Source organism: Clostridium sp. SGI.024 (assembly GCF_050315195.1).
Taxonomy (GTDB): domain Bacteria; phylum Bacillota; class Clostridia; order Clostridiales; family Clostridiaceae; genus Clostridium.
On sequence record NZ_JBNPON010000060.1, the window covers coordinates 1 to 20,395 of the forward strand.

Here is a 20,395-nt window from a genome sequence, read left to right on the forward strand (position 1 = left end):
ACCCTCAAGCGACTCATACATCTTACTACTTTAAGATTTTATTGTCAATACTTTTTTCTAAAAAATCTTTTCAGTAGCTTTTCCTTTGAGATGTTTCTCTCGGGAACGAAACTTATCTTACCACTTAACATAGTAATAATTTTTATATAACTACATAAAAATTATTAAATATATTTATAATTCTATATCTTTCTTCATATTTCTACATATTACTACTATTGATACACCTGGTACATTTGATATTAAATTTAAATATGCTTTTAAAGAGGTGTATAAAAGAAAATACATAAATATCACTAATATATCACCCCTTCTAAATACTAAATAACTACAATACTTTTCTTCTTTGTATTGTTACAGGGTACTCATCTGTTCCAATAACTATTTTATTAGTCTTTACCACAGTCCCCTTGTCTGCTATAACATTATTCATAACTACATTAGATTTTATAATAGAACTTTGCATTATAATACAATTTTTAAGTTTTGCTCCTTTTTCAATTTTTACATGTCTTCCTATAATACAGTTTTTTATTTCTCCATCAATATAAGATCCATTAGCAACTATTGAATTTGATACTAAACTAACTTTTGTATATAAAGTTGGTGGTTCATCCTGAGACTTAGTGTAAATAGGCTTGTTGTTATAAAATAACTCCTTATTAATATTTTGATTTAAGATATCTAAATTGGTGTCAAAATAAGACTTTATTGAATTAATACATGATAAATATCCATCAAACTCAAAAGCGCCAACCTTTAAATTCCTTAAATTATCGGCTATATATCCTTTAATCTTCTTATGAATTCCATTCCTTACACAATCATGTATAATGCTTAGAAACAAATCAGTTTTCATTATATACATTTCCATATTTATTTTCGCATCTTTTTCTCTACCAATATTTTTACCTATACTTATTATTCTATTATCATCATCAATATTAAGTATTTCACACTCAAAAAAACTTTGATTTGCATTGTATATATTCTTATAAATGATTGTAACATCATTGCTAGATTTTATATGATATCTTAATGCATCAATATAATCTATGTTACAAATCATATAAGATGGAGCTATAAGTACATATTCCTTTCTGCTATGCTCTATAAACTCTATATTTTCAGAAAAATTATGGACATCATCAACACTTGGATGATAATCGCCAAAATTAAATACTCTAAGTCCATCTCTTTTTCTATGAAGATCCCATGGCCTTCCATTTGTTAAATGATTTATTAATGATCTTGATTTGTTTTCAGTAAAAATTCCTATACTCTCTATTCCAGAATTAGCCATATTAGATAAAACAAAATCTATTATTCTATATCTTGCTGAAAGAGGTACTGAAGCTAATGTTCTGTATCTAACCAATTCTCCCATTCTACTTTCATTTTCATCTAAATTAATAATTCCTAAGCAGTTTTTCATTATCTTCTCCCTCCTTACATATTAATGACTTCATTATTTTCCGAAATTTCCCTATAATTAAAATTAACTTTATTAATTACGTATTGATAAGCTCCAATAACCTCTATGTCATTATCATTTTTAATTCGGCAACCATGATTTATTATGGCATTATTTCCTATAATAGCTTTTTCTATTCTAACGTTATCTCCTATTTTTACATTAGGCATTATTACAGAATCAATTATCACTGTGTTTTTTCCAACATACACTCCTTGAGATAAAACGGAATTTTCTATTTTTCCATTTATAATACATCCTTCAACAATAAGAGAATTAATTATTTTAGCATTCTCTCCTATATAATGAGCTGGCCTTACTTCATTTTGTGAATATATCTTCCATTCTCTATCATATAAATTCAATTTATTATCTAGCTTTAGTAAATCCATATTAGCTTCCCACAAACTTTGAATTGTTCCCACATCTTTCCAATATCCCTCAAATGAATAAGCCATTAATTTTTTACCATTATTAAGCATACTAGGTATTATATTTTTCCCAAAATCGTTATCTGATTTTGTATCCATTTCATCCTCTCTTAAATATCTTTTCAAAACAGACCAATTAAAAATATATATTCCCATAGATGCATTTGTACTCTTAGGAATACTAGGTTTTTCTTCAAATTCATATATAGAGTTATCTGCCCTAGTATTCATGATTCCAAACCTACTTGCCTCTTCTATTGGAACATCTATAACTGCAATAGTTACATCAGAATTATTTTCCTTATGAAAATCTAACATTTTATAATAATCCATCTTATAAATATGGTCTCCTGATAAAATAAGTACATATTCTGGATCATACCTATCTACAAATTCAATATTTTGATAAATTGCATTTGCAGTTCCCTTATACCAATCTCCACCCTTCTCTTCTTGATAAGGTGGTAATATAGATACTCCTCCATCACGCCTGTCTAAATCCCAAGGGTCTCCAATTCCAATATGATTATTTAAATCCAAAGGTTTATATTGAGTTAATACTCCAACAGTATATATGCCTGAATTAGAGCAATTACTTAAAGGAAAATCTATAATCCTATACTTACCTCCAAATGGAACTGCTGGTTTGGCTATATTCTTAGTTAAAACTCCAAGTCTGGATCCTTGTCCACCAGCTAAAATCATTGCAACAACTTCTTTTCTCCCCATCACTCATCCCTCTCTCACACCTAAATATTATTTATTATATTTGCACCTTATCTCTTAATAATTCCTCATATATTCTTAAATATTCTTTTGCAGACTTTTCCCAACTATTATCTGTTTTCATAGAATTCTCAATTATTTTATTCCATCTATTCTTATCTTTAAAAATATTTAATGAATATCTAATTGTATTTAGTAGCTCATCTTGAGAATAATTTCTAAATCCAAATCCATTTCCCTCTTCTGTATATTCGTTATAAGGTATTACAGTATCCTTTAATCCACCAGTTTCTCTTACTATTGGAATACTTCCATATCTAAGTGCAATAAGCTGACCAAGACCACAAGGTTCAAATAAAGATGGCATTAAAAACATATCAGAGGCAGCATATACCTTATGAGCTAATTCATTGCTAAATCTTATATTTGTACTTATTTTCTCTGGATATCTCAAATTAAAACTCTTAAAACTTTCTTCATATATATAGTCACCAGTACCAACTATAACGACTTGAATATCCTCTTTTAATAATTCGCCTAAAATCCTAACAATTAAATCACAACCTTTTTGATGTGTTAATCTAGAAACCAATCCTATCATTGGAATTTCCTTATCTATAGGTAAATTAAGTTCTTTTTGAAGTTCTTCTTTATTTAATTTTTTATTATCTATTGTTTCAATGTCATAATTTATATATATATATTTATCCGTATTAGGATTATATTCTTTATAATCTATACCATTAACTATCCCCTCTAAAAACATTCCCCTATATTGTAATAATCCATCTAACCCTTCCCCATAATCAGGTGTTTTTATTTCCTTTGCATAGGTCTTACTAACAGTTGTAACTTTATCTGAATAATTAATAGCACCTTTTATAAAACTTATTGATCCATTATGTTCTAAAGTTCCATTTAAAAAAGGATCATAATCATAACCAAATAGTTCTGGCAAAACATCAGGCGAAAACATTCCTTTAAAGAATAAATTATGGATTGAAAAAACTGTTTTTATATGTTTGAATTTTTCTTCCCTTTTATATTCTAATTTATGCAGTACTGGAACCATTGCTGTTTGCCAATCATTACAATGAATAATATCTGGGTTCCAGTCTATATGCTTTAAAAATTCAAGGACTGCCCTACTAAAAAACGCAAATTTTTCACCATCATCATAATATCCATATAATCCACTTCTTTTAAAATAATACTCATTATCTAATAAATAAAATTTAACTCCTTCATATTCATACTCAAATACTCCACAATATTGTACTCTCCAACCAACCTTAACAGTAAAATTAGATACATACTTTAAACTAGTTTTAATATCCTTGTTAATGTCTCTATAATTAGGAATTACTACTCTTACTTCTTCACCCAATTCTTTTAATGCCATTGGTAATGATCCAATTACATCACCTAATCCACCAGTTTTTATAAATGGATTAGCTTCTGATGCCACAAATAAAACCTTCAAACTTATTCCTCCTTACCCTCTACATCTTCTATTTCAAAAATTTTAAATATAGATGTGGCCATAGGTGGTACTTTTATAGATATTGAATTTGCCCTATTATGACATTTAATTTCATCTGAAATTATTATGGATTTATTAACTTGATTAGAACCTCCAAATTCAATGGCATCTGTATTAAATACCTCTTCATATACAGCTTTATATGGAACTCCAATTCTAAAATCATAATAAACAACAGGAGTGAAGTTACATATAAAAATCAATGTATCTTTAATATGCTTTCCTCTTCTAATAAAAGTAAGAATACTTTGAGCTGAATTGTTTGAATCTATCCATTCAAAACCTAAATTATCATAATCCAGTTCCCAAAGTGCTTTATTTTCCTTATAAAAATTATTTATTTTCTTTACAAAATATTGAGTATCCTTATGCATCTTAAAGTTATCAATTAGTTTCCATTCTAATTCTTCATATTCTCTCCATTCAATAAATTGAGCAAATTCACATCCCATAAAAGTTAATTTTTTACCTGGATGACCAATCATATATGCTAAATATAGTCTTAAACTAGCAAATTTATTCCAATAATCTCCCCACATTTTATCAACTATGGATTTTTTCCCATGTACTACTTCATCATGAGATATAGGTAGTATAAAATTTTCAGAGTAATTATAAATCATAGAAAAAGTTACATTATTATGATGATATCTCCTATAAATGGGATCTAACTCTATATATTTCAAGGTATCATTCATCCATCCCATATTCCACTTAAAATTAAAGCCTAAACCTCCTTCTTCTATTGGTTTAGTAACATTAGGCCAAGAAGTTGATTCCTCTGCTATCATAACTACATTGTTAAAGTTTTTATTTATATACAAATTTAGGTCTTTTAAGAATTGTATTCCTTCTAAGGAGCTATTTCCACCATATATATTAGGCTTCCACTCCCCCACATCTCGTCCATAATTTAAGTAAAGTATATTTGAAACAGCATCCACTCTTAATCCATCTATATGAAATTCTTTTAACCAAAAGAATGCATTAGAAATTAAAAAACTTTTTACTTCTGCTCTTCCTAAATCAAAATTAGAAGTTCCCCATCCCTTATTATCAGCTCTCCACTTCTCAGCATATTCATATGTAGGACTTCCATCAAACATATATAATCCATGTTCATCTCTACAAAAATGCCCTGGTACCCAATCCAAAATTATACCTATATTATTTTTATGAAGCTCATTAATCAACTCTTTAAGTTCTTTTGGATTTCCATATCTACTAGTTACAGAATAATATCCTGTACTTTGATATCCCCAAGAAGCATCTAGTGGATGTTCTGTTAGAGGCATAAATTCTACATGAGTATATCCCATTTCAGTTAAATATTTAGGTAAATAATCACTTAGCTCCTTATAAGTTAAGAACTTTCCTTCTTTCTTTTTCCATGACCCTAAATGCATTTCATATATGTTAACAGCTTCCTCTAAAATTTTTACATTATCTCTTTTATTTATCCACTTTTTATCAGACCATCTAAAATTACTTTCTCCTAATACTATTGAAGCAGTATTTGGCCTAAGTTCAGAATATATAGCATATGGATCAGCCTTGTATTTTCCTTCTTCATTATACTTATTTATAATATAATACTTATATTTCATTCCCTCTCTTATACCTGGAACAAATAAACTCCATAATCCTTTATTGTTTATTTTTATCATTTTATATTCTTCTAAAGGCTTAAAATCACAAAAATCTCCAACAACATATACTTCTGAAGCATTAGGTGCCCAGGTTGTAAACCTAGTTCCTCTTCTCCTGTTTTCACTTTTAAGATGAGCTCCCATAAAGTTATAACTAGAAATATTTTTCCCATTATGGAATAATTCAATATCTTCTTTATTAAATACTTCATTTTGCAAATCATTTCTTACCATCTGTGTCATTCTAATCACTCCCTTAAACTTAACATAATCCATCGAAAAACATTATACCATTTATTTACATTATTTTCCATGTATTCTATGATACTCTTAATGGTACTTTTTGTTATTTTTCGCCTTTTATTTACAAAGTAATAAATTACTAATTGTCAAAATAATTAATTAATAGATTTTAATTAAGATTTTATTAAGTATATATTAAGGTTTCTACTATTATAAAATTAAGCTTTTATCTCTAGAATTATTTATAGAATATATCGTAGGAGGGGTAAAATTGAAAGTTTTAGAAGTAACTAATCTAAAAAAAACTCTTGGAAAAAGAGAAATAATTAAGAATATATCATTTTCAATTGAAGAAGGGGAAATATTTGGATTCTTAGGTCCAAATGGTGCTGGTAAAACAACCACAATAAGAATGCTAGTTGGGCTCATTCATCCTAATGAAGGTAGCATCTCTATTTGTGGTCATGACTTGAAAAATGATACTGAAAAAGCATTAAGAGAAGTGGGAGCAGTTGTTGAAAATCCAGAATTATATAAGTATTTATCAGGAAGAGAAAATTTAATGCAAATAGCTAGAATTAGAAATATTTCAAAGGAAGATGTTAATGAAACTATAAAACTAGTTGGTCTAGAGGATAGAATTGATGATAAAGTAAAAAAGTATTCCTTAGGAATGAAACAGCGTCTAGGTCTTGCTGCCTCTCTTTTATCTAAACCAAAACTATTAATTTTAGATGAGCCTACTAACGGATTAGATCCATCTGGTATTTTAGATTTTAGAGAAATAGTTAAAAAAGCTGCTAAAGAAAAGGGAATGGCTGTATTCAAATCTTCACACATCTTATCCGAAGTACAACACTTATGTGATAGAGTTGCCTTTATTAATCATGGAACAATTAAATCTGTAGAAAATGTAGTAAATGAATCAATGGAAACTGACACTGACATAATCTGCTTAAATCTTAATGAAGAAATAGATTTAAATGAATTAAAAAAGATTGAGTATGTTAATTCTGTAAGAAAATCAGATGATGGAATTGAAATTATATTATTATCAAACAAAACTTCAAATTTAATCAAACACCTTGTTAGCAGAAATTATAATATTGAAGAAGTCTATAAAATTAGAAAAGGCCTAGAACAAAGATATATGGAATTAGTTGAAGGAGATATAAGATAATTATGTTATCTCTAATAAAAAACGAATTTATAAAAATATTTAAGAGACCTAAGACCTGGATAGTTTTCACATTATTCATTGCCCTAGTTGGCATAAATATTTTTGGTACATGGAAGAATGATCAAACTATGCGAGAGTGGATATCTCCAGAATATCAAATAAAACAAGCTGAAGAACAATTAACATATATAAGAAATGACATAAAAAGAGCTGAGGCTGATGAAGATCAAAATTGGCTTAATAGCTCAAAGGAAATAGAGAAAAATCTATTAAATCAAATTGAAGATAATAAGGAAATAATTAAAAACGGAATTTCTGAAGAGTCATGGAAGAAAGATTTAGAACAAACAATTAAAGATCTGGAAATTAAAGTAGAAAGCTATGAGGAAAATGGAATTAATGAATGGAATAAAAGATGGTATGCACAGTCAAAACAAGAATTAGAGGATTATAAATATTTAAGGGATAATAATATTATGCCTTTACAGGGCTGGGAATATACTGAAGCTAATTTCTTTAGAAACTTAGGTAGTTTTTTTAGATTTGGCTTATTAATTGCTGGAATAGCTGTATTTATGAGTGATATGGTTTCAGGGGAATGTACCCCTGCCACTTTAAAATTCTTACTTGTGCAACCCGTTAAAAGAGGAAAAATATTATTTTCAAAATTTATTGTTTCTTTAGTAACAGTAACTTCATTAATAGTTCTTCCTCAACTTGCAGGTATGGCAATAGTTAATATTACTAGTAATACAGAAGTATCAAATTATCCAGTTAGAATTGAACAAAAATACGAAAAACAATTTGATCAAAATTCACAAGAAATGATTTTAGAACAAGTTCCTAACACATCAAAAATGGTAACTAATAATGAATTTATTTTAAGAAGTATTGGATATCAAATTATATTTATAGCAACAGCTTGTTCAGTGGTATTTATGATTTCAACTATTTTTAAAAGTAGTATGATATCTATGGCAGTCTCAGTTATATTAACTATGTTTTTAACTATTGGAGCACAAGCAATAGGCACTTTAAGAGACTATAGCCATTTCTTATTCACAACATATGCTGATGCTGGTAGTGTTATAAATTCTTCTCTTCCACTAATGTATCAAAATACAAATTTAACAATAATGAACGGACTAATTTGCATGACTATAACATCAATTATTGCTTATATAGTCTCACATATTAACTTTTCAAAAAAAAGATATTTTAATTTAATTATTATAGATTTTATAATAATTTATCCACATTCAAAAAAAGTTATCAACAAATCCATTACAAAAATAAGATTATTGTTGATAACTTTTTCTTTTTAAAGCTTATCCATATAGCAGCTCTATTGATAATTAATATTTATTAATATATAATATCCATATAATTAACTATTTTAAAGGAGTGTAAAAAATGAGTTCACAAGAAAACACTAATAAGAAGCCTAAAGAAATATTGGCTCCTAAAAAAGTAAAGTACCAATGTCTACACACAACAGAAGCTAAAGAATGTACTTGTATAAGAAGTAAGGGTCTTGTATTAAATAAATAATAAGTTTTAATTAATATAAGTACCATTAGATAATATATCAATATTTTTAATAAAGGAGATGCTACGACATCTCCTTTATTAATATTTTTTATTTATATCCAAATAAATCAACTCTATTCAGATAAATTCTTTATAAAAATATATCGCGTTGTTCCTCCAAATGGAACGTTCTTTATTTCACTAATAATTTCATATTTCATTTTTAAATAGAAATTTTTTGCCTGATAATCTTGAGTGGTAAGATATACTTTTTTTACTCCTAATTTTATTAATTCTTCTTCTAAACTATAAATTAACTCCGACCCAATACCTCTTCCACGATATTCATTCTTTGTTCCCAAATATTTAATATAACAGGTTTCAAAAGTAATCTCCCCAAGAATTCCTCCTGCATAATTTCCATCAACAATTGATGCTAATGATATTATCTTCTCTTCCCTTGAATCTCTTCCTGTTTTAGCTTTCAACTCTTCAAGTAATATGTTATCTAGAATTTGTTCATTTTTTATTAAATCATAATTAATAATCAATTATATACACCTTCTATTCAGAGTTATATGAATATACCCTTCTTTAAATTAATTAAAGTATAAGGCATCAAAAATGATGCCTTATATTCTATAATAAAAATCCTGTATAATTTTTTGCTACCTCAATTACTCTATAAACATCTAAATTTTGTTGTACTGACATTTCGCTTCTTCTTATATAATCTAAGAAATTCCTCCAAGCAAGCTGAGCATGCCTATTTTTACCTTCACTTAATAAATTAAGGGCACTAGTCAATTTAATTACATACTCTCTATGATATCCTAGCTGTTTCCACTGATTTTTTACTAAACCTTTTGTATTTATACAATTCTCTTCAATATTATGTAAAAATTCATTTGCTAGATTATATGAAACTTTATACTTCAATGACAATCTTTCATTAATTCTATCACCAATAGCATTAAAGTAATCACAAGAAGAGAATTCTGAAAGTCCCTCTAAATATTTAGTTACTTCTTCCCAATTTTCTCCATACATGTTGCTAAAATACTCTTTCTTTAGTTCTTCATAATCCAAACTATTGTTCCAAAGCATTTTACCCATAACATAATTAGGGAAATTGTGAGGGAAACCAGCTCTAAGTTCCTGACAACTAATGTAACCATTTAAATTCAACTTTTGTAGGAATTTAATATCCCTGTAAATAACTTTACTAATTTTCATATATCCTAAATCTCCATAATGAGCACGCCCTAATGGATAATCATAAACAAAGCTATCTCCTTTAAATGATTTTTGCCAATCAAATAAATATGAAAGATTTTCTTCTAAGGAATTTGGCAATACAATACTGTTTCTTTTATATGGCTTAGGATTTGGAACTCCATTTTCATAATCTACATCTGCATAACTCATCTCAAAAGTTCTTGTAATTGGTGCAAACATCATTGTAAATCTTCCTGGGTTCTTTATTTTTTCCTTTTGAGGTGCAAATAATAATTCATGATATAGTAAAAAACAAATTTTAGTAGATAATCCTGCCTTAGATAACTCTTCATCTAATTTGTTTAAAATTTTTACATATTGGTCAGACGGAATTTCTTTTTGACATTCTTCACACTCACATATATTGTTTCTTGCATCTGAAAGCCAAACATGTAAATAGTCAACATCCTTTCTATTTTTTGCATAATCTACAATTATAGTAACCATTTTTTCTGCTACTTCTGGATTTGCAAAATCTAAACTTGTTAATATAGGTGCTGTATTAAACAATTCTCTTTTACCATTTAATTCAGCAACTAAAGGTTTCTTTTCTTCTGGTAAAGTTAATCCAGATTCCCATCCATATTTAGAAGAATAACCTAGAACCTCTCCAGTCCATCCATGCCCAACTCTATGATGTACAATTCCCCTTGCATTCATTTCTTTATCTATACTATCACTCATCTTTTGGGCAATTTCATTATCAAATGCTTCTTTTTCAATATATGGATTAAACTCATGCTCATACCAACGTTTAAAGAATGAGTAAGGATTCTCAAATTGTATAAAGAAACTATTCATTCCTATTTTAGGTAACCAATCAATAAAGTTTTTCACATTCTCATAAGAATCTGCACCTTCAATACATACTCCTCTGTGATCAAAGCAAGCCTTTTCATAAATATATATTTTTTTATTTATAAATTCTTCATATGTTCTATCTATAATTAATTCATTTTCCCTACCAGGCCTTAAATATCTTACTCCAAATTCTGAGAAGAAACGATAAATACCTATTAATAATCCTACTTGTGAGTTAGAAGAAATCGAACCTCTACCATTAAAAAAATCAATTTTTATTGTATCTGTAGCTATAGAATTAAGATCTTTATCAATAATTAATTGAATATCTGATTTTTCTTTATCATTTTCTTCTAATATTGAAATTCCAAAGATTTTATTAAAGTAATAATCAACTTCTGTTTCTAAAAAATATTTATTTTGAATTTCTTTACTATACCAAACTTTTAAGTTCATATTTCTCCCCCTTTTAACTATCAATTTTTTCCACATTTAAATTATTTTTATCAGCAGCTTTAAAAAATGGGAAGTATATAGCAAATGAGATTAATACTAGAATTAATTGTAGTACTGCTCCTTGCCAACTTCCTCCTGTTGCAAGAAATCCACCAATAATAGGAGGTGTTGTCCAAGGTAGTGTTACTCCAGTTGTTAATGGTACAAGTCCAATTGCCATTGTTAAATATGTTATTGTAGCATTTATTATAGGAACTGTTATAAATGGAATAATCATTATTGGATTTAAAACTGTAGGGAAGGTAAATAAAATTGCTGTATTAATATTAAATAAAGCTGGTATTCCTGAAACTTTACCTAAAGTTTTATACTCCTTACTTTTACTAAAGAACAATAAACATAAAGCTAAACCAATTGTAGCTCCACCACCACCAATATAAACAAATAAATCCATAAATGGTGCAGTAATAATATTTGGTAGTGCTTCTCCAGCTGCTAGAGCTACACGATTAGCATCTGTATATTGAAGCCATAATGGATTCATTACTGATCCGACAACTTGTCCACCGTTTACACCACAGAACCAGAAAATAGAATTTAGAAATACAGCTACAAAAGTTCCTGGTAAAGTTCCAGCTATAAGTCCTAAAGGTTTACCAATTACAACTGAAAGGACATCATTTAAACTTCCTAGTCCTAATACTTCTAATACCTTTAATACTGTTGCGAAAAATATAAGAATTACTGTTCCTGGAATAAGGGCAGAGAATGATTTACTTACTATATCAGGAACATTTCCTGGCATTTTTATAGTAATATTTTTTTGAATAAACCAGCGATAAATTTCAGCAGCAATCATACCTACAACAATTGCAGCAAATAAACCTTTTCCACCTAGCATATTATAAGGTATGCCAGCAACAGATTCAGCACTTTTTATAGATGGAGTTACTAATAAGAAAGCTCCCAATGCTAAAACACCTGCTGATGGACCATCTGTTCCGTAAGATTCTGACAACCTATAAGCAACACCAAATACAGTAATTAAAGCTATAAGCCCAAATGAATTGTTTACTATAGTATTTAATAAAACATCTAATCCCCAATGATTTTTAAGCCAATTTGTCCATGATTCAACAGGAAAACTTGCAACTAGAACAAATAATGAACCAATCAAGATTAATGGCATAGCCATCATAATACCTTCTCTTAATGCTTTAAGATGCCTTTGCTTTCCAACCTTTTCACCTAATGGAGCTAGTTTACTTTCTAAGAACTCTAAAAACCCTTTCATTTCCATAACCTCTTTCTTTTTTATTTTTTAATTTTTAATTTTTATTTTCTTTTTATAATTAAATATAAACATATAAACGTTTTCTGTCAATACTTTTTTTATTTTTTATAATTTAAAATTACTACCATTTTTTTATAACTTAGAGTAAAATATAAAATAGTAACACATTTACTTAAATGGAGGTGCTATTGTGTACAAAAAAGATTCTGAAGTATACATTCAAAATGTAAGTTCTGTTCTAGAATTTATCTACAGAAATCCTAGAACCTCAAGAATAGAAATCTCTCAAGCAACAGGCTTAACACCAGCTGCTGTTACTAATATAGTAGCCGAATTAATGAATAAAGACTGGATTAAAGAAACAGGTGATGAGGTTAGTTTTGTAAATGGCTCAGGTCGTAGAAGAAAGGTCTTAACCCTTAACAATTCTATAGGTTATTTACTTGGTGTTGAATTTAACATGAAAGGAATATTTGTTACCATAACTGATATTCTTGGAAATGTAATTAGTCGTGATTATAAAAATATTAATAAATATGCTATCACCCATATAAATGATGAAATAATCAATTTAATCGAAAATTCTATTACTAAAGTTGATTCAAGTAAGATTTTAGGAGCTGGGATTGCAATACCTGCTCATTTTGACTTAACTAGTGAAACTATTATCTCAAACAATGATATGTGGAAGGATTTTAATTTATTTGAAATAAAAAAACATTTTTCTTTTCCTTTTATTGTGGAGAATAATATAGAATGTATGGCTCTAGGAGAATATCTTTTTAATCCTTTAAATACACCTGATAAATTCTTATTTTTCCATGTAGGACATGGCTTATTTTGTTCCTTCTTCGATTCAGCAAATTTAGGCATTAAAGCTAATTATTATATTGGAGAGATTGGACATACAGTTGTAGATATTAATGGTCCAAAATGTGAGTGTGGGAAAAAAGGATGTCTTCAAACTTATATCTCTGAATCTTGGTTAATAAAAAATGCAAAATTCTTTTTTGAAAATTCAACGAACACTATTTTAAGTAATCTTGTAAAGAATAGCGAAGAAATTTCTTTACAAACAATAATTGCTGCTTATAAACTTGGGGATTCTTATTTTAAGAGAAATATAGAGTTAGGTATAGAACTCCTTGGAACTTCTATTTCAAATACCTTAATAATGAGAGATGCAGATAAAATATTTTTAAATAGTGAATTACTTAGTCATAAAGAGTTTTCTAGTCAAATTGTTGATATTGTTCAAAGTCAGATGATGTTTATTCCTAGCAAGATAGACCTTAATATAGAGGTTACAAACTTTGATAATTTTAGGGGCTCACGTGGTGGGTGCGCTTTAGCATCTTTTGCATTCTTTATTAAAAATCTTAACTACTCTCAATAATTTAAATTTTTAGTTGTTGGCATTTAACTTAATAAATAGTAAAGGTGTGTAATTTCTTTATTCTACACATTTAATAAAGGAGCTGTTTAGGCAGCTCCTTACTAAATTAATTATATTTTAATTATCTAAATAGATTGTCGATAATATTCTCCATTGATTTGTATAGTTACTGGGTTATGTTCAGTTCCTCTAACTACTCTGTTTCCTGGAATTAATGAATTTTTATCAGCAACTACATTACTCATCATAACATTTGTTCCAATAACTGAATTATCTAATATAATACAGTTTTCAAGCTTAGCTCCTTTTTGTATTATTACTCTTCTTCCTATAATACAATTTTTAACTTCTCCTTCTATATAAGATCCATTTCCTATAATAGAATTAGTTACTAAACTATTTTTTGTATATTGTGTTGGTGGCTCGTCCTTAGATTTTGTTACAATAGGATTATCCCCATGGAATAGCTCCTTATATTTATTTTGATTTAATAATTCTAAATTTGTATCAAAATATGATTTTGTTGAGTTAATGCATGATAAGTATCCTTTAAATTCATATACTCCTACTACTAACTTATCCAAATTATTTTCTACATATTTTTTGAACTTTCTATATCTTCCTGTCTTTAAGCATTCATGTATTATCTCTATGAATAAATCTGTTTTCATTATATACATTTCCATACTTATATTAGCATTTTCTTCTATTCCAATATTTTCCCCTATGCTAATAACCCTATTATCTTCATTTATATTAACTGTTTCACATTTTATAAAACTCTTATTAGCATTATCCACATTCTTATATACAATAGTTATATCATTCCCTGATTTTATATGATATTTCATTACTTCTCTATAATTTATATTGCATATCATATAAGAAGGACTAATTATTACATAGTCTTTTCTACTATTTTCAATATATTTAATATTGTCTGCAAAATTATGAATATCATCAACATTTGGTTCATTATCTCCAAAGTTAAATACTCTAAGTCCATCTTTCTTTCTATTAAGATCCCAAGGTCTACCATTAGTTAAATGTTCAACTAGAGATCTAGATTTATTTTCCGTAAAGATTCCTATATCTTCTATTCCTGAATTAGACATGTTAGAAAGTACAAAGTCTATTATTCTATATCTTGCTGCTAATGGAACAGCTGCTAATGTTCTATGTCTAACTAATTCATCCATTCTTCTTTTATTTTCATCTAAATTTATAATTCCTAAACAATTTTTCATCATAATAATTTCCTCCAAAATTAAACTATTTAATTACACATTGGTATGCACCAACGACTTTAATATCTTTTCCATCTCCAATATGACAATCATTGTTTATTATTGAATCATTACCTACTATAGCTCTCTCTATTGTTACATTATCTCCTATTTTTACATTTGGCATTATTACTGAATCTCTTATTATTGTATTTTTTCCTACAGTTACTCCTTGAGATAATATTGAATCTTCCACTTCTCCGTTGACTATACAACCTTCTACTATTAATGAATTTGCTATTTTAGCTTTTTCTCCTATATGTTGTGCAGGTCTTATTTGATTATCAGAGTAAATTTTCCATTCACTATCATATAAATTCAATTCATTATCTATCTTTAATAGGTCCATATTAGCTTCCCATAAGCTTTCTATTGTTCCTACATCCTTCCAATATCCTTTAAATGGATATGCAACTAACTTTCTTCCTGAATTCAGCATCTTAGGAATTATATTTTTTCCAAAGTCATTGCTTGAATCCTTATCCATTTCATCTTGAATTAAGTATTCTTTTAATACTGACCATTTAAATATATAGACTCCCATTGAGGCATTAGTACTCTTTGGATTTTTAGGTTTTTCTTCAAATTCATAAATAGTACTGTCTTCATTAGTATTCATAATTCCAAATCTACTTGCTTCATCTAAAGGTACATTAATTACTGCAATTGTTGCGTCTGCATTATGGCTTTTATGAAAATCTAACATCTTATAATAATCCATTTTATAAATATGATCTCCTGATAAGATAAGAACATATTCAGGCTCATATCTATCTATAAATTGAATATTTTGATAGATGGCATTAGCAGTTCCCTTATACCAAGCCCCACCTTTCTCCCCTTGATAAGGTGGTAATATTGTCACTCCTCCATTACGTCTATCTAAATCCCATGGATCTCCAATTCCAATATAAGCATTTAAATCTAATGGCTTATATTGAGTTAATACTCCTACAGTATAAATTCCAGAATTAGAACAATTACTTAAAGGAAAATCTATAATTCTATATTTTCCTCCAAACGGAACAGCTGGTTTTGCTATATCTTTAGTCAAAACTCCTAGCCTAGATCCTTGTCCTCCTGCTAATATCATTGCAACAATCTCTTTTCTTCCCATTTGCTTTCCTCTCTTTAATACAAATTTTTTATCAATACCTTTTGTTAATTACTTTTTATTAAATCCTTATATAAGCTTATATATTCTCTAGCTGACTTTTTCCAACTATTATCACATTCCATAGCTTGTTTAACAATTTTTTCCCATCTTTTTTTATTTTTAAAAATTCTTAATGCATACTTAGTTGTATTTAGTAACTCCTCACTGGAATAATTCCTAAATCCAAACCCATTTCCAGTTTCATCATATTCATTGTATGGAATTACTGTATCTCTTAACCCCCCTGTTTCTCTAACTATAGGCACACTTCCATATCTTAGTGCTATAAGTTGTCCAAGTCCACATGGTTCAAACAGAGACGGCATAAAAAACATATCTGAAGAAGCATAAATCTTATGAGCTAACTCATTACTAAATTTTATATTTGCACTTAACCTGTTTGGATACCTACTAGCAAAGCTTTTAAAACTTTCTTCGTACATATAATCTCCAGTTCCAAGAATAACTACTTGAATATTTTCTTTTAATAATTCATCAAGAACTCTAGTAATTAGGTCACAGCCTTTTTGATGAGTTAATCTTGAAACCATTCCTATCATTGGAATGTTTTTATTAACAGGTAGATTTAATTCTCTCTGTAATTGTTCTTTATTACGCACCTTTTTAAATAAAGATTTTGTATTGTACTTATATTTAATAAATTTATCTCTTTCAGGATTATATTCTTTATAATCTATTCCGTTAACTATCCCCTTTAAAAAATCCCCTCTATATCTCAATAATCCATCCAGTTGTTCTCCATACTGTGGTGTTTTTATTTCTTCTGCATAACTCTTGCTAACAGTAGTTACCCTATCAGCATAATTAATTCCACCTTTTAAAAAGCTTACTGCCCCATTATGTTCTAAGCTTCCATTAAAGAATGGCTCATAGTCATAGCCAAAAAGTTCTGGTAATACTTCTGGTGAAAACATTCCTTTAAAAAACAAATTGTGTATTGAAAGAATTGTTTTCATATTCCTAAGCTTTTCATCCTTTATATATTCTAATTTATGAAGTACTGGTACCATAGCAGTTTGCCAATCGTTACAATGAAGTATATCAGGCGTCCAATCACTTTGTTTTAAAAACTCAAGTACAGCTCTACTAAAGAAAGCAAACTTTTCACCATCATCATAATATCCGTATAAGCCCCCTCTTTTAAAATAGTACTCATTGTCTATTAAATAAAACCTAACCCCTTGATAATCATATTCAAAAATCCCACAATATTGATTTCTCCATCCGACCTTTACTATAAAATTATTTATATACTTTAGTTTATTTTTTATTTCATCACTAATATCTCTATATTTAGGAATTATAACTCTTGCATCAACACCTAGCTCTTTTAAAGCTACTGGAAGAGCCCCAATAACATCACCTAATCCACCTGTTTTTATAAATGGACTAGCCTCTGAAGCAGCAAATAAAACTTTCAAGTCTACTCCTCCTTATTTTCCTCTTTATTTTCCTCTTCGTTTAATTTTGTTATTTTAAATATTGATGTTGCCATAGGTGGTACTTTTATTGATATTGAATATGGTTTGTTATGATATTTAATATCATCAGAAGTTATTACTTCTGCATTTATTTGATTAGAACCTCCATATATATCTCTATCAGTATTAAATATTTCCGTATATTCTCCTTTATATGGTACTCCAATTCTAAAGTCATGATAAACAACAGGAGTAAAATTACATACAAATATAAGAGTATCATCTATGTCACTACTCTTTCTTACAAATGTAAATATACTTTGAGCTGAATTATCTGCATCTATCCACTCAAATCCAGATACATCATAATCTAACTCCCAAAGTGCCTTATTCTCTTTATAAAACTTATTAAGTTCCTTAGCGAATACTTGAGTTTTCTTATGCATTTCAAAATTATCTATTAACTTCCATTCAAGTTCCTCATACTCTCTCCATTCTATGAATTGTCCAAATTCATATCCCATGAAAGTTAGCTTTTTACCTGGATGCCCCATCATATATGCTAAATATAATCTTAATCCAGCAAACTTATTCCAATAATCTCCCCACATTTTATCTAGTAAAGATTTCTTACCATGTACTACTTCATCATGAGATATTGGTAATATAAAGTTCTCTGAATAGTTGTACATCATAGAAAATGTCATCTTATTATGGTGGTACTTTCTATAAATAGGATCCATTTCAACATATTCTAAGGTGTCATTCATCCATCCCATATTCCATTTAAAATTAAATCCTAATCCACCATCTTCTATTGGTTTACAAACATTAGGCCAAGAAGTTGATTCTTCTGCTATCATAAATATATTTTTAAATTCTGCAAATACAGCTGTATTTAATTCTTTCAAAAATTCTATACCTTCTAAGCATCCATCTCCACCAAATCTATTTGGCTTCCATTCGCCTTCCTGTCTTCCATAATTTAAATATATCATGTTGGATACAGCATCAACTCTTAATCCATCTATATGAAATTCTCTAAACCAAAATAATGCATTTGAAATTAAAAAGCTTTTTACTTCTGGTCTTCCTAAGTCAAAGTTCGATGTTCCCCAGCCTTTATTATCAGCTTTCCATCCCTCTTCGTATTCATAAGTTGGACTTCCATCAAACATGTATAATCCATGAGCATCCTTACAAAAATGTCCTGGCACCCAATCTAAAATTACACCTATATTATTTTTATGGAGAACATTAATAAGCTCTTTTAATTCTTTTGGATTACCATATCTGCTAGTTACTGAATAATATCCTGTTCCTTGATATCCCCAAGACGCATCTAGTGGATGTTCTGTTAAAGGCATAAATTCTACATGAGTATATCCCATATCTACTAAATATTCTGGCAATACATTGCATAGTTCTTTATAAGTATAAAGCTCTCCATCATTTCTTTTCCACGACCCTAAATGCATCTCATATATATTAACTGGAGATTTATAAATATTTTCTTTTTCTCTTTTATTTAACCATTTTTTGTCAGACCATCTAAATTTAGATTCTTCAATAACTATAGATGCAGTATTAGGTCTTAGCTCTGAAAACATTGCGTAAGGATCTGCTTTATAATTTTTATTTCCAGAGTCCTTATTTACAATAAAGTACTTATATCTAGTTCCAGCTTTAATACCAGGTATAAATAAACTCCATAATCCTGATTTACTAACCTTCTCCATTTTATATTCTTCCAAAGGTTTAAACTCACAAAAATCTCCAACTACATATACTTCTGAAGCTTTTGGTGCCCAAGTAGTAAATCTTACTCCTCTACGTCTATTTTCACTAATGCAATGTGCTCCCATGAAACTATAACTTTTAAAGTTCCTTCCCTCATGGAATAAATTTATATCTTTTTTATTAAACTTTCCGTTCTTAGCTATATTTGTTTCTACTTTTTTTGATTCCATACTATTCTCACCCCTTAAATAAACATAATTTTACCATTAATATCACATATTTTCTTTTTTATTATATCATCCCATAGTTATTCATTTCAAATTAGTCCATAAAATTCAAAAAAAATTAACAATTTATAGAATTATTATAAAACCTTAACATTAATTCTAATAAAATAATTATAGAGCCATTTTAATACAATTCTATAATTTCAAGCATAATAAAAAGGATATAGATATCACATTCTTGCCACCTCCTAAGCTCTAAGTGGCTAGAATATAATATTTATATCCTTATATACTAAAGAAAATGAGTTTATAAAATAAAAAAGACTTAAGATTTATCTTAAGTCTTTCAACAACCTGGCAACGTCCTACTCTCCCACACAGTCCCCCATGCAGTACCATCGGCGCTGTAGAGCTTAACTTTCCTGTTCGGAATGGGAAGAAGTGTTTCCTCTACGCCATCATCACCAGATAAGTGACAGTCCAAATTTTAATTTGGATACTGGAACTTATGCAAATTGCTAAAGCAATTTGTATTCCTTTTTA

At 28.4% G+C, this 20,395-nt stretch carries 15 protein-coding genes and 1 rRNA gene; 4 read left to right on the forward strand and 12 right to left on the reverse strand.

The window, feature by feature from the left end; all coding sequences use genetic code 11:
• Positions 1 to 328 precede the first annotated feature (328 nt).
• Genes glgD (ACQRD5_RS13750) through glgB (ACQRD5_RS13765) form a run of 4 tightly spaced genes read right to left on the reverse strand, consistent with a single transcriptional unit; the run spans position 329 to position 6,066 of the window.
• On the reverse strand, positions 329 to 1,435 hold the full coding sequence (gene glgD, locus ACQRD5_RS13750; protein ID WP_291630151.1) for a glucose-1-phosphate adenylyltransferase subunit GlgD: 1,107 nt from the start codon (positions 1,433 to 1,435) through the stop codon (positions 329 to 331).
• A gap of 14 nt (positions 1,436 to 1,449) precedes the next feature.
• Positions 1,450 to 2,634 carry a glucose-1-phosphate adenylyltransferase gene (locus ACQRD5_RS13755; protein WP_291630149.1) on the reverse strand — a complete coding sequence of 395 codons (1,185 nt, stop codon included), beginning with the start codon at positions 2,632 to 2,634 and terminating at the stop codon, positions 1,450 to 1,452.
• A 34-nt stretch (positions 2,635 to 2,668) separates the two neighbouring features.
• Positions 2,669 to 4,114: a glycogen synthase GlgA gene (gene glgA, locus ACQRD5_RS13760; protein WP_427746960.1), complete on the reverse strand. Its 1,446-nt coding sequence runs from the start codon at positions 4,112 to 4,114 to the stop codon at positions 2,669 to 2,671.
• Positions 4,115 to 4,116: 2 nt separating this feature from the next.
• A complete protein-coding gene (glgB, locus tag ACQRD5_RS13765; RefSeq protein WP_291630145.1) occupies positions 4,117 to 6,066 on the reverse strand; it encodes a 1,4-alpha-glucan branching protein GlgB in 1,950 nt (649 codons plus the stop codon).
• A gap of 271 nt (positions 6,067 to 6,337) precedes the next feature.
• Between glgB (ACQRD5_RS13765) and ACQRD5_RS13770 the strand changes: the two genes are divergently transcribed.
• From ACQRD5_RS13770 to ACQRD5_RS13780, 3 genes are all read left to right on the forward strand, one after another.
• Entirely contained in the window at positions 6,338 to 7,246 is a 909-nt protein-coding gene (locus ACQRD5_RS13770; protein WP_427746961.1) for an ABC transporter ATP-binding protein, read from the forward strand.
• 2 nt (positions 7,247 to 7,248) lie between these two features.
• Entirely contained in the window at positions 7,249 to 8,571 is a 1,323-nt protein-coding gene (locus tag ACQRD5_RS13775) for an ABC transporter permease subunit (RefSeq protein ID WP_427746962.1), read from the forward strand.
• Positions 8,572 to 8,659: 88 nt separating this feature from the next.
• Positions 8,660 to 8,797 (forward strand): hypothetical protein, encoded by a 138-nt coding sequence (locus tag ACQRD5_RS13780; RefSeq protein WP_291630139.1) that lies wholly within the window; start codon positions 8,660 to 8,662, stop codon positions 8,795 to 8,797.
• Positions 8,798 to 8,910: 113 nt separating this feature from the next.
• Here ACQRD5_RS13780 and ACQRD5_RS13785 read toward each other — a convergent pair whose 3' ends face one another.
• The 3 genes from ACQRD5_RS13785 to ACQRD5_RS13795 form a co-directional block, all read right to left on the reverse strand.
• Positions 8,911 to 9,327, reverse strand: coding sequence for a GNAT family N-acetyltransferase (locus tag ACQRD5_RS13785; protein WP_291630137.1), 417 nt, complete (start codon positions 9,325 to 9,327; stop codon positions 8,911 to 8,913).
• Positions 9,328 to 9,415: 88 nt separating this feature from the next.
• A complete protein-coding gene (locus ACQRD5_RS13790; protein ID WP_427746963.1) occupies positions 9,416 to 11,311 on the reverse strand; it encodes a DUF4838 domain-containing protein in 1,896 nt (631 codons plus the stop codon).
• Between the two features lie 13 nt (positions 11,312 to 11,324).
• The gene (locus ACQRD5_RS13795; protein ID WP_291630133.1) at positions 11,325 to 12,605 is read right to left on the reverse strand and encodes a PTS sugar transporter subunit IIC; all 1,281 of its coding nucleotides are present in this window, start codon (positions 12,603 to 12,605) and stop codon (positions 11,325 to 11,327) included.
• A 190-nt stretch (positions 12,606 to 12,795) separates the two neighbouring features.
• Here ACQRD5_RS13795 and ACQRD5_RS13800 point away from each other — a divergent pair, with 190 nt between their 5' ends.
• Positions 12,796 to 14,001: an ROK family transcriptional regulator gene (locus ACQRD5_RS13800; RefSeq protein WP_291630131.1), complete on the forward strand. Its 1,206-nt coding sequence runs from the start codon at positions 12,796 to 12,798 to the stop codon at positions 13,999 to 14,001.
• Positions 14,002 to 14,126: 125 nt separating this feature from the next.
• On the opposite strand, the gene glgD (ACQRD5_RS13805) is transcribed toward ACQRD5_RS13800, so the two are convergent.
• The 5 genes from glgD (ACQRD5_RS13805) to rrf all read right to left on the reverse strand — a co-directional run bounded on the left by glgD (ACQRD5_RS13805) (position 14,127) and on the right by rrf (position 20,321).
• Entirely contained in the window at positions 14,127 to 15,248 is a 1,122-nt protein-coding gene (gene glgD / locus ACQRD5_RS13805) for a glucose-1-phosphate adenylyltransferase subunit GlgD (RefSeq protein WP_291630153.1), read from the reverse strand.
• Between the two features lie 25 nt (positions 15,249 to 15,273).
• Positions 15,274 to 16,404, reverse strand: a complete 1,131-nt coding sequence (locus tag ACQRD5_RS13810; protein WP_294189258.1) for a glucose-1-phosphate adenylyltransferase — start codon at positions 16,402 to 16,404, stop codon at positions 15,274 to 15,276.
• A gap of 44 nt (positions 16,405 to 16,448) precedes the next feature.
• Positions 16,449 to 17,885, reverse strand: a complete 1,437-nt coding sequence (glgA, locus tag ACQRD5_RS13815) for a glycogen synthase GlgA (protein WP_427746964.1) — start codon at positions 17,883 to 17,885, stop codon at positions 16,449 to 16,451.
• Between the two features lie 2 nt (positions 17,886 to 17,887).
• Complete coding sequence (gene glgB, locus ACQRD5_RS13820; RefSeq protein WP_294364324.1) at positions 17,888 to 19,855, reverse strand: 1,4-alpha-glucan branching protein GlgB; 1,968 nt, start codon at positions 19,853 to 19,855, stop codon at positions 17,888 to 17,890.
• Positions 19,856 to 20,204: 349 nt separating this feature from the next.
• A 5S ribosomal RNA gene (gene rrf, locus ACQRD5_RS13825) occupies positions 20,205 to 20,321 on the reverse strand.
• Between the last annotated feature and the right edge of the window lie 74 nt (positions 20,322 to 20,395).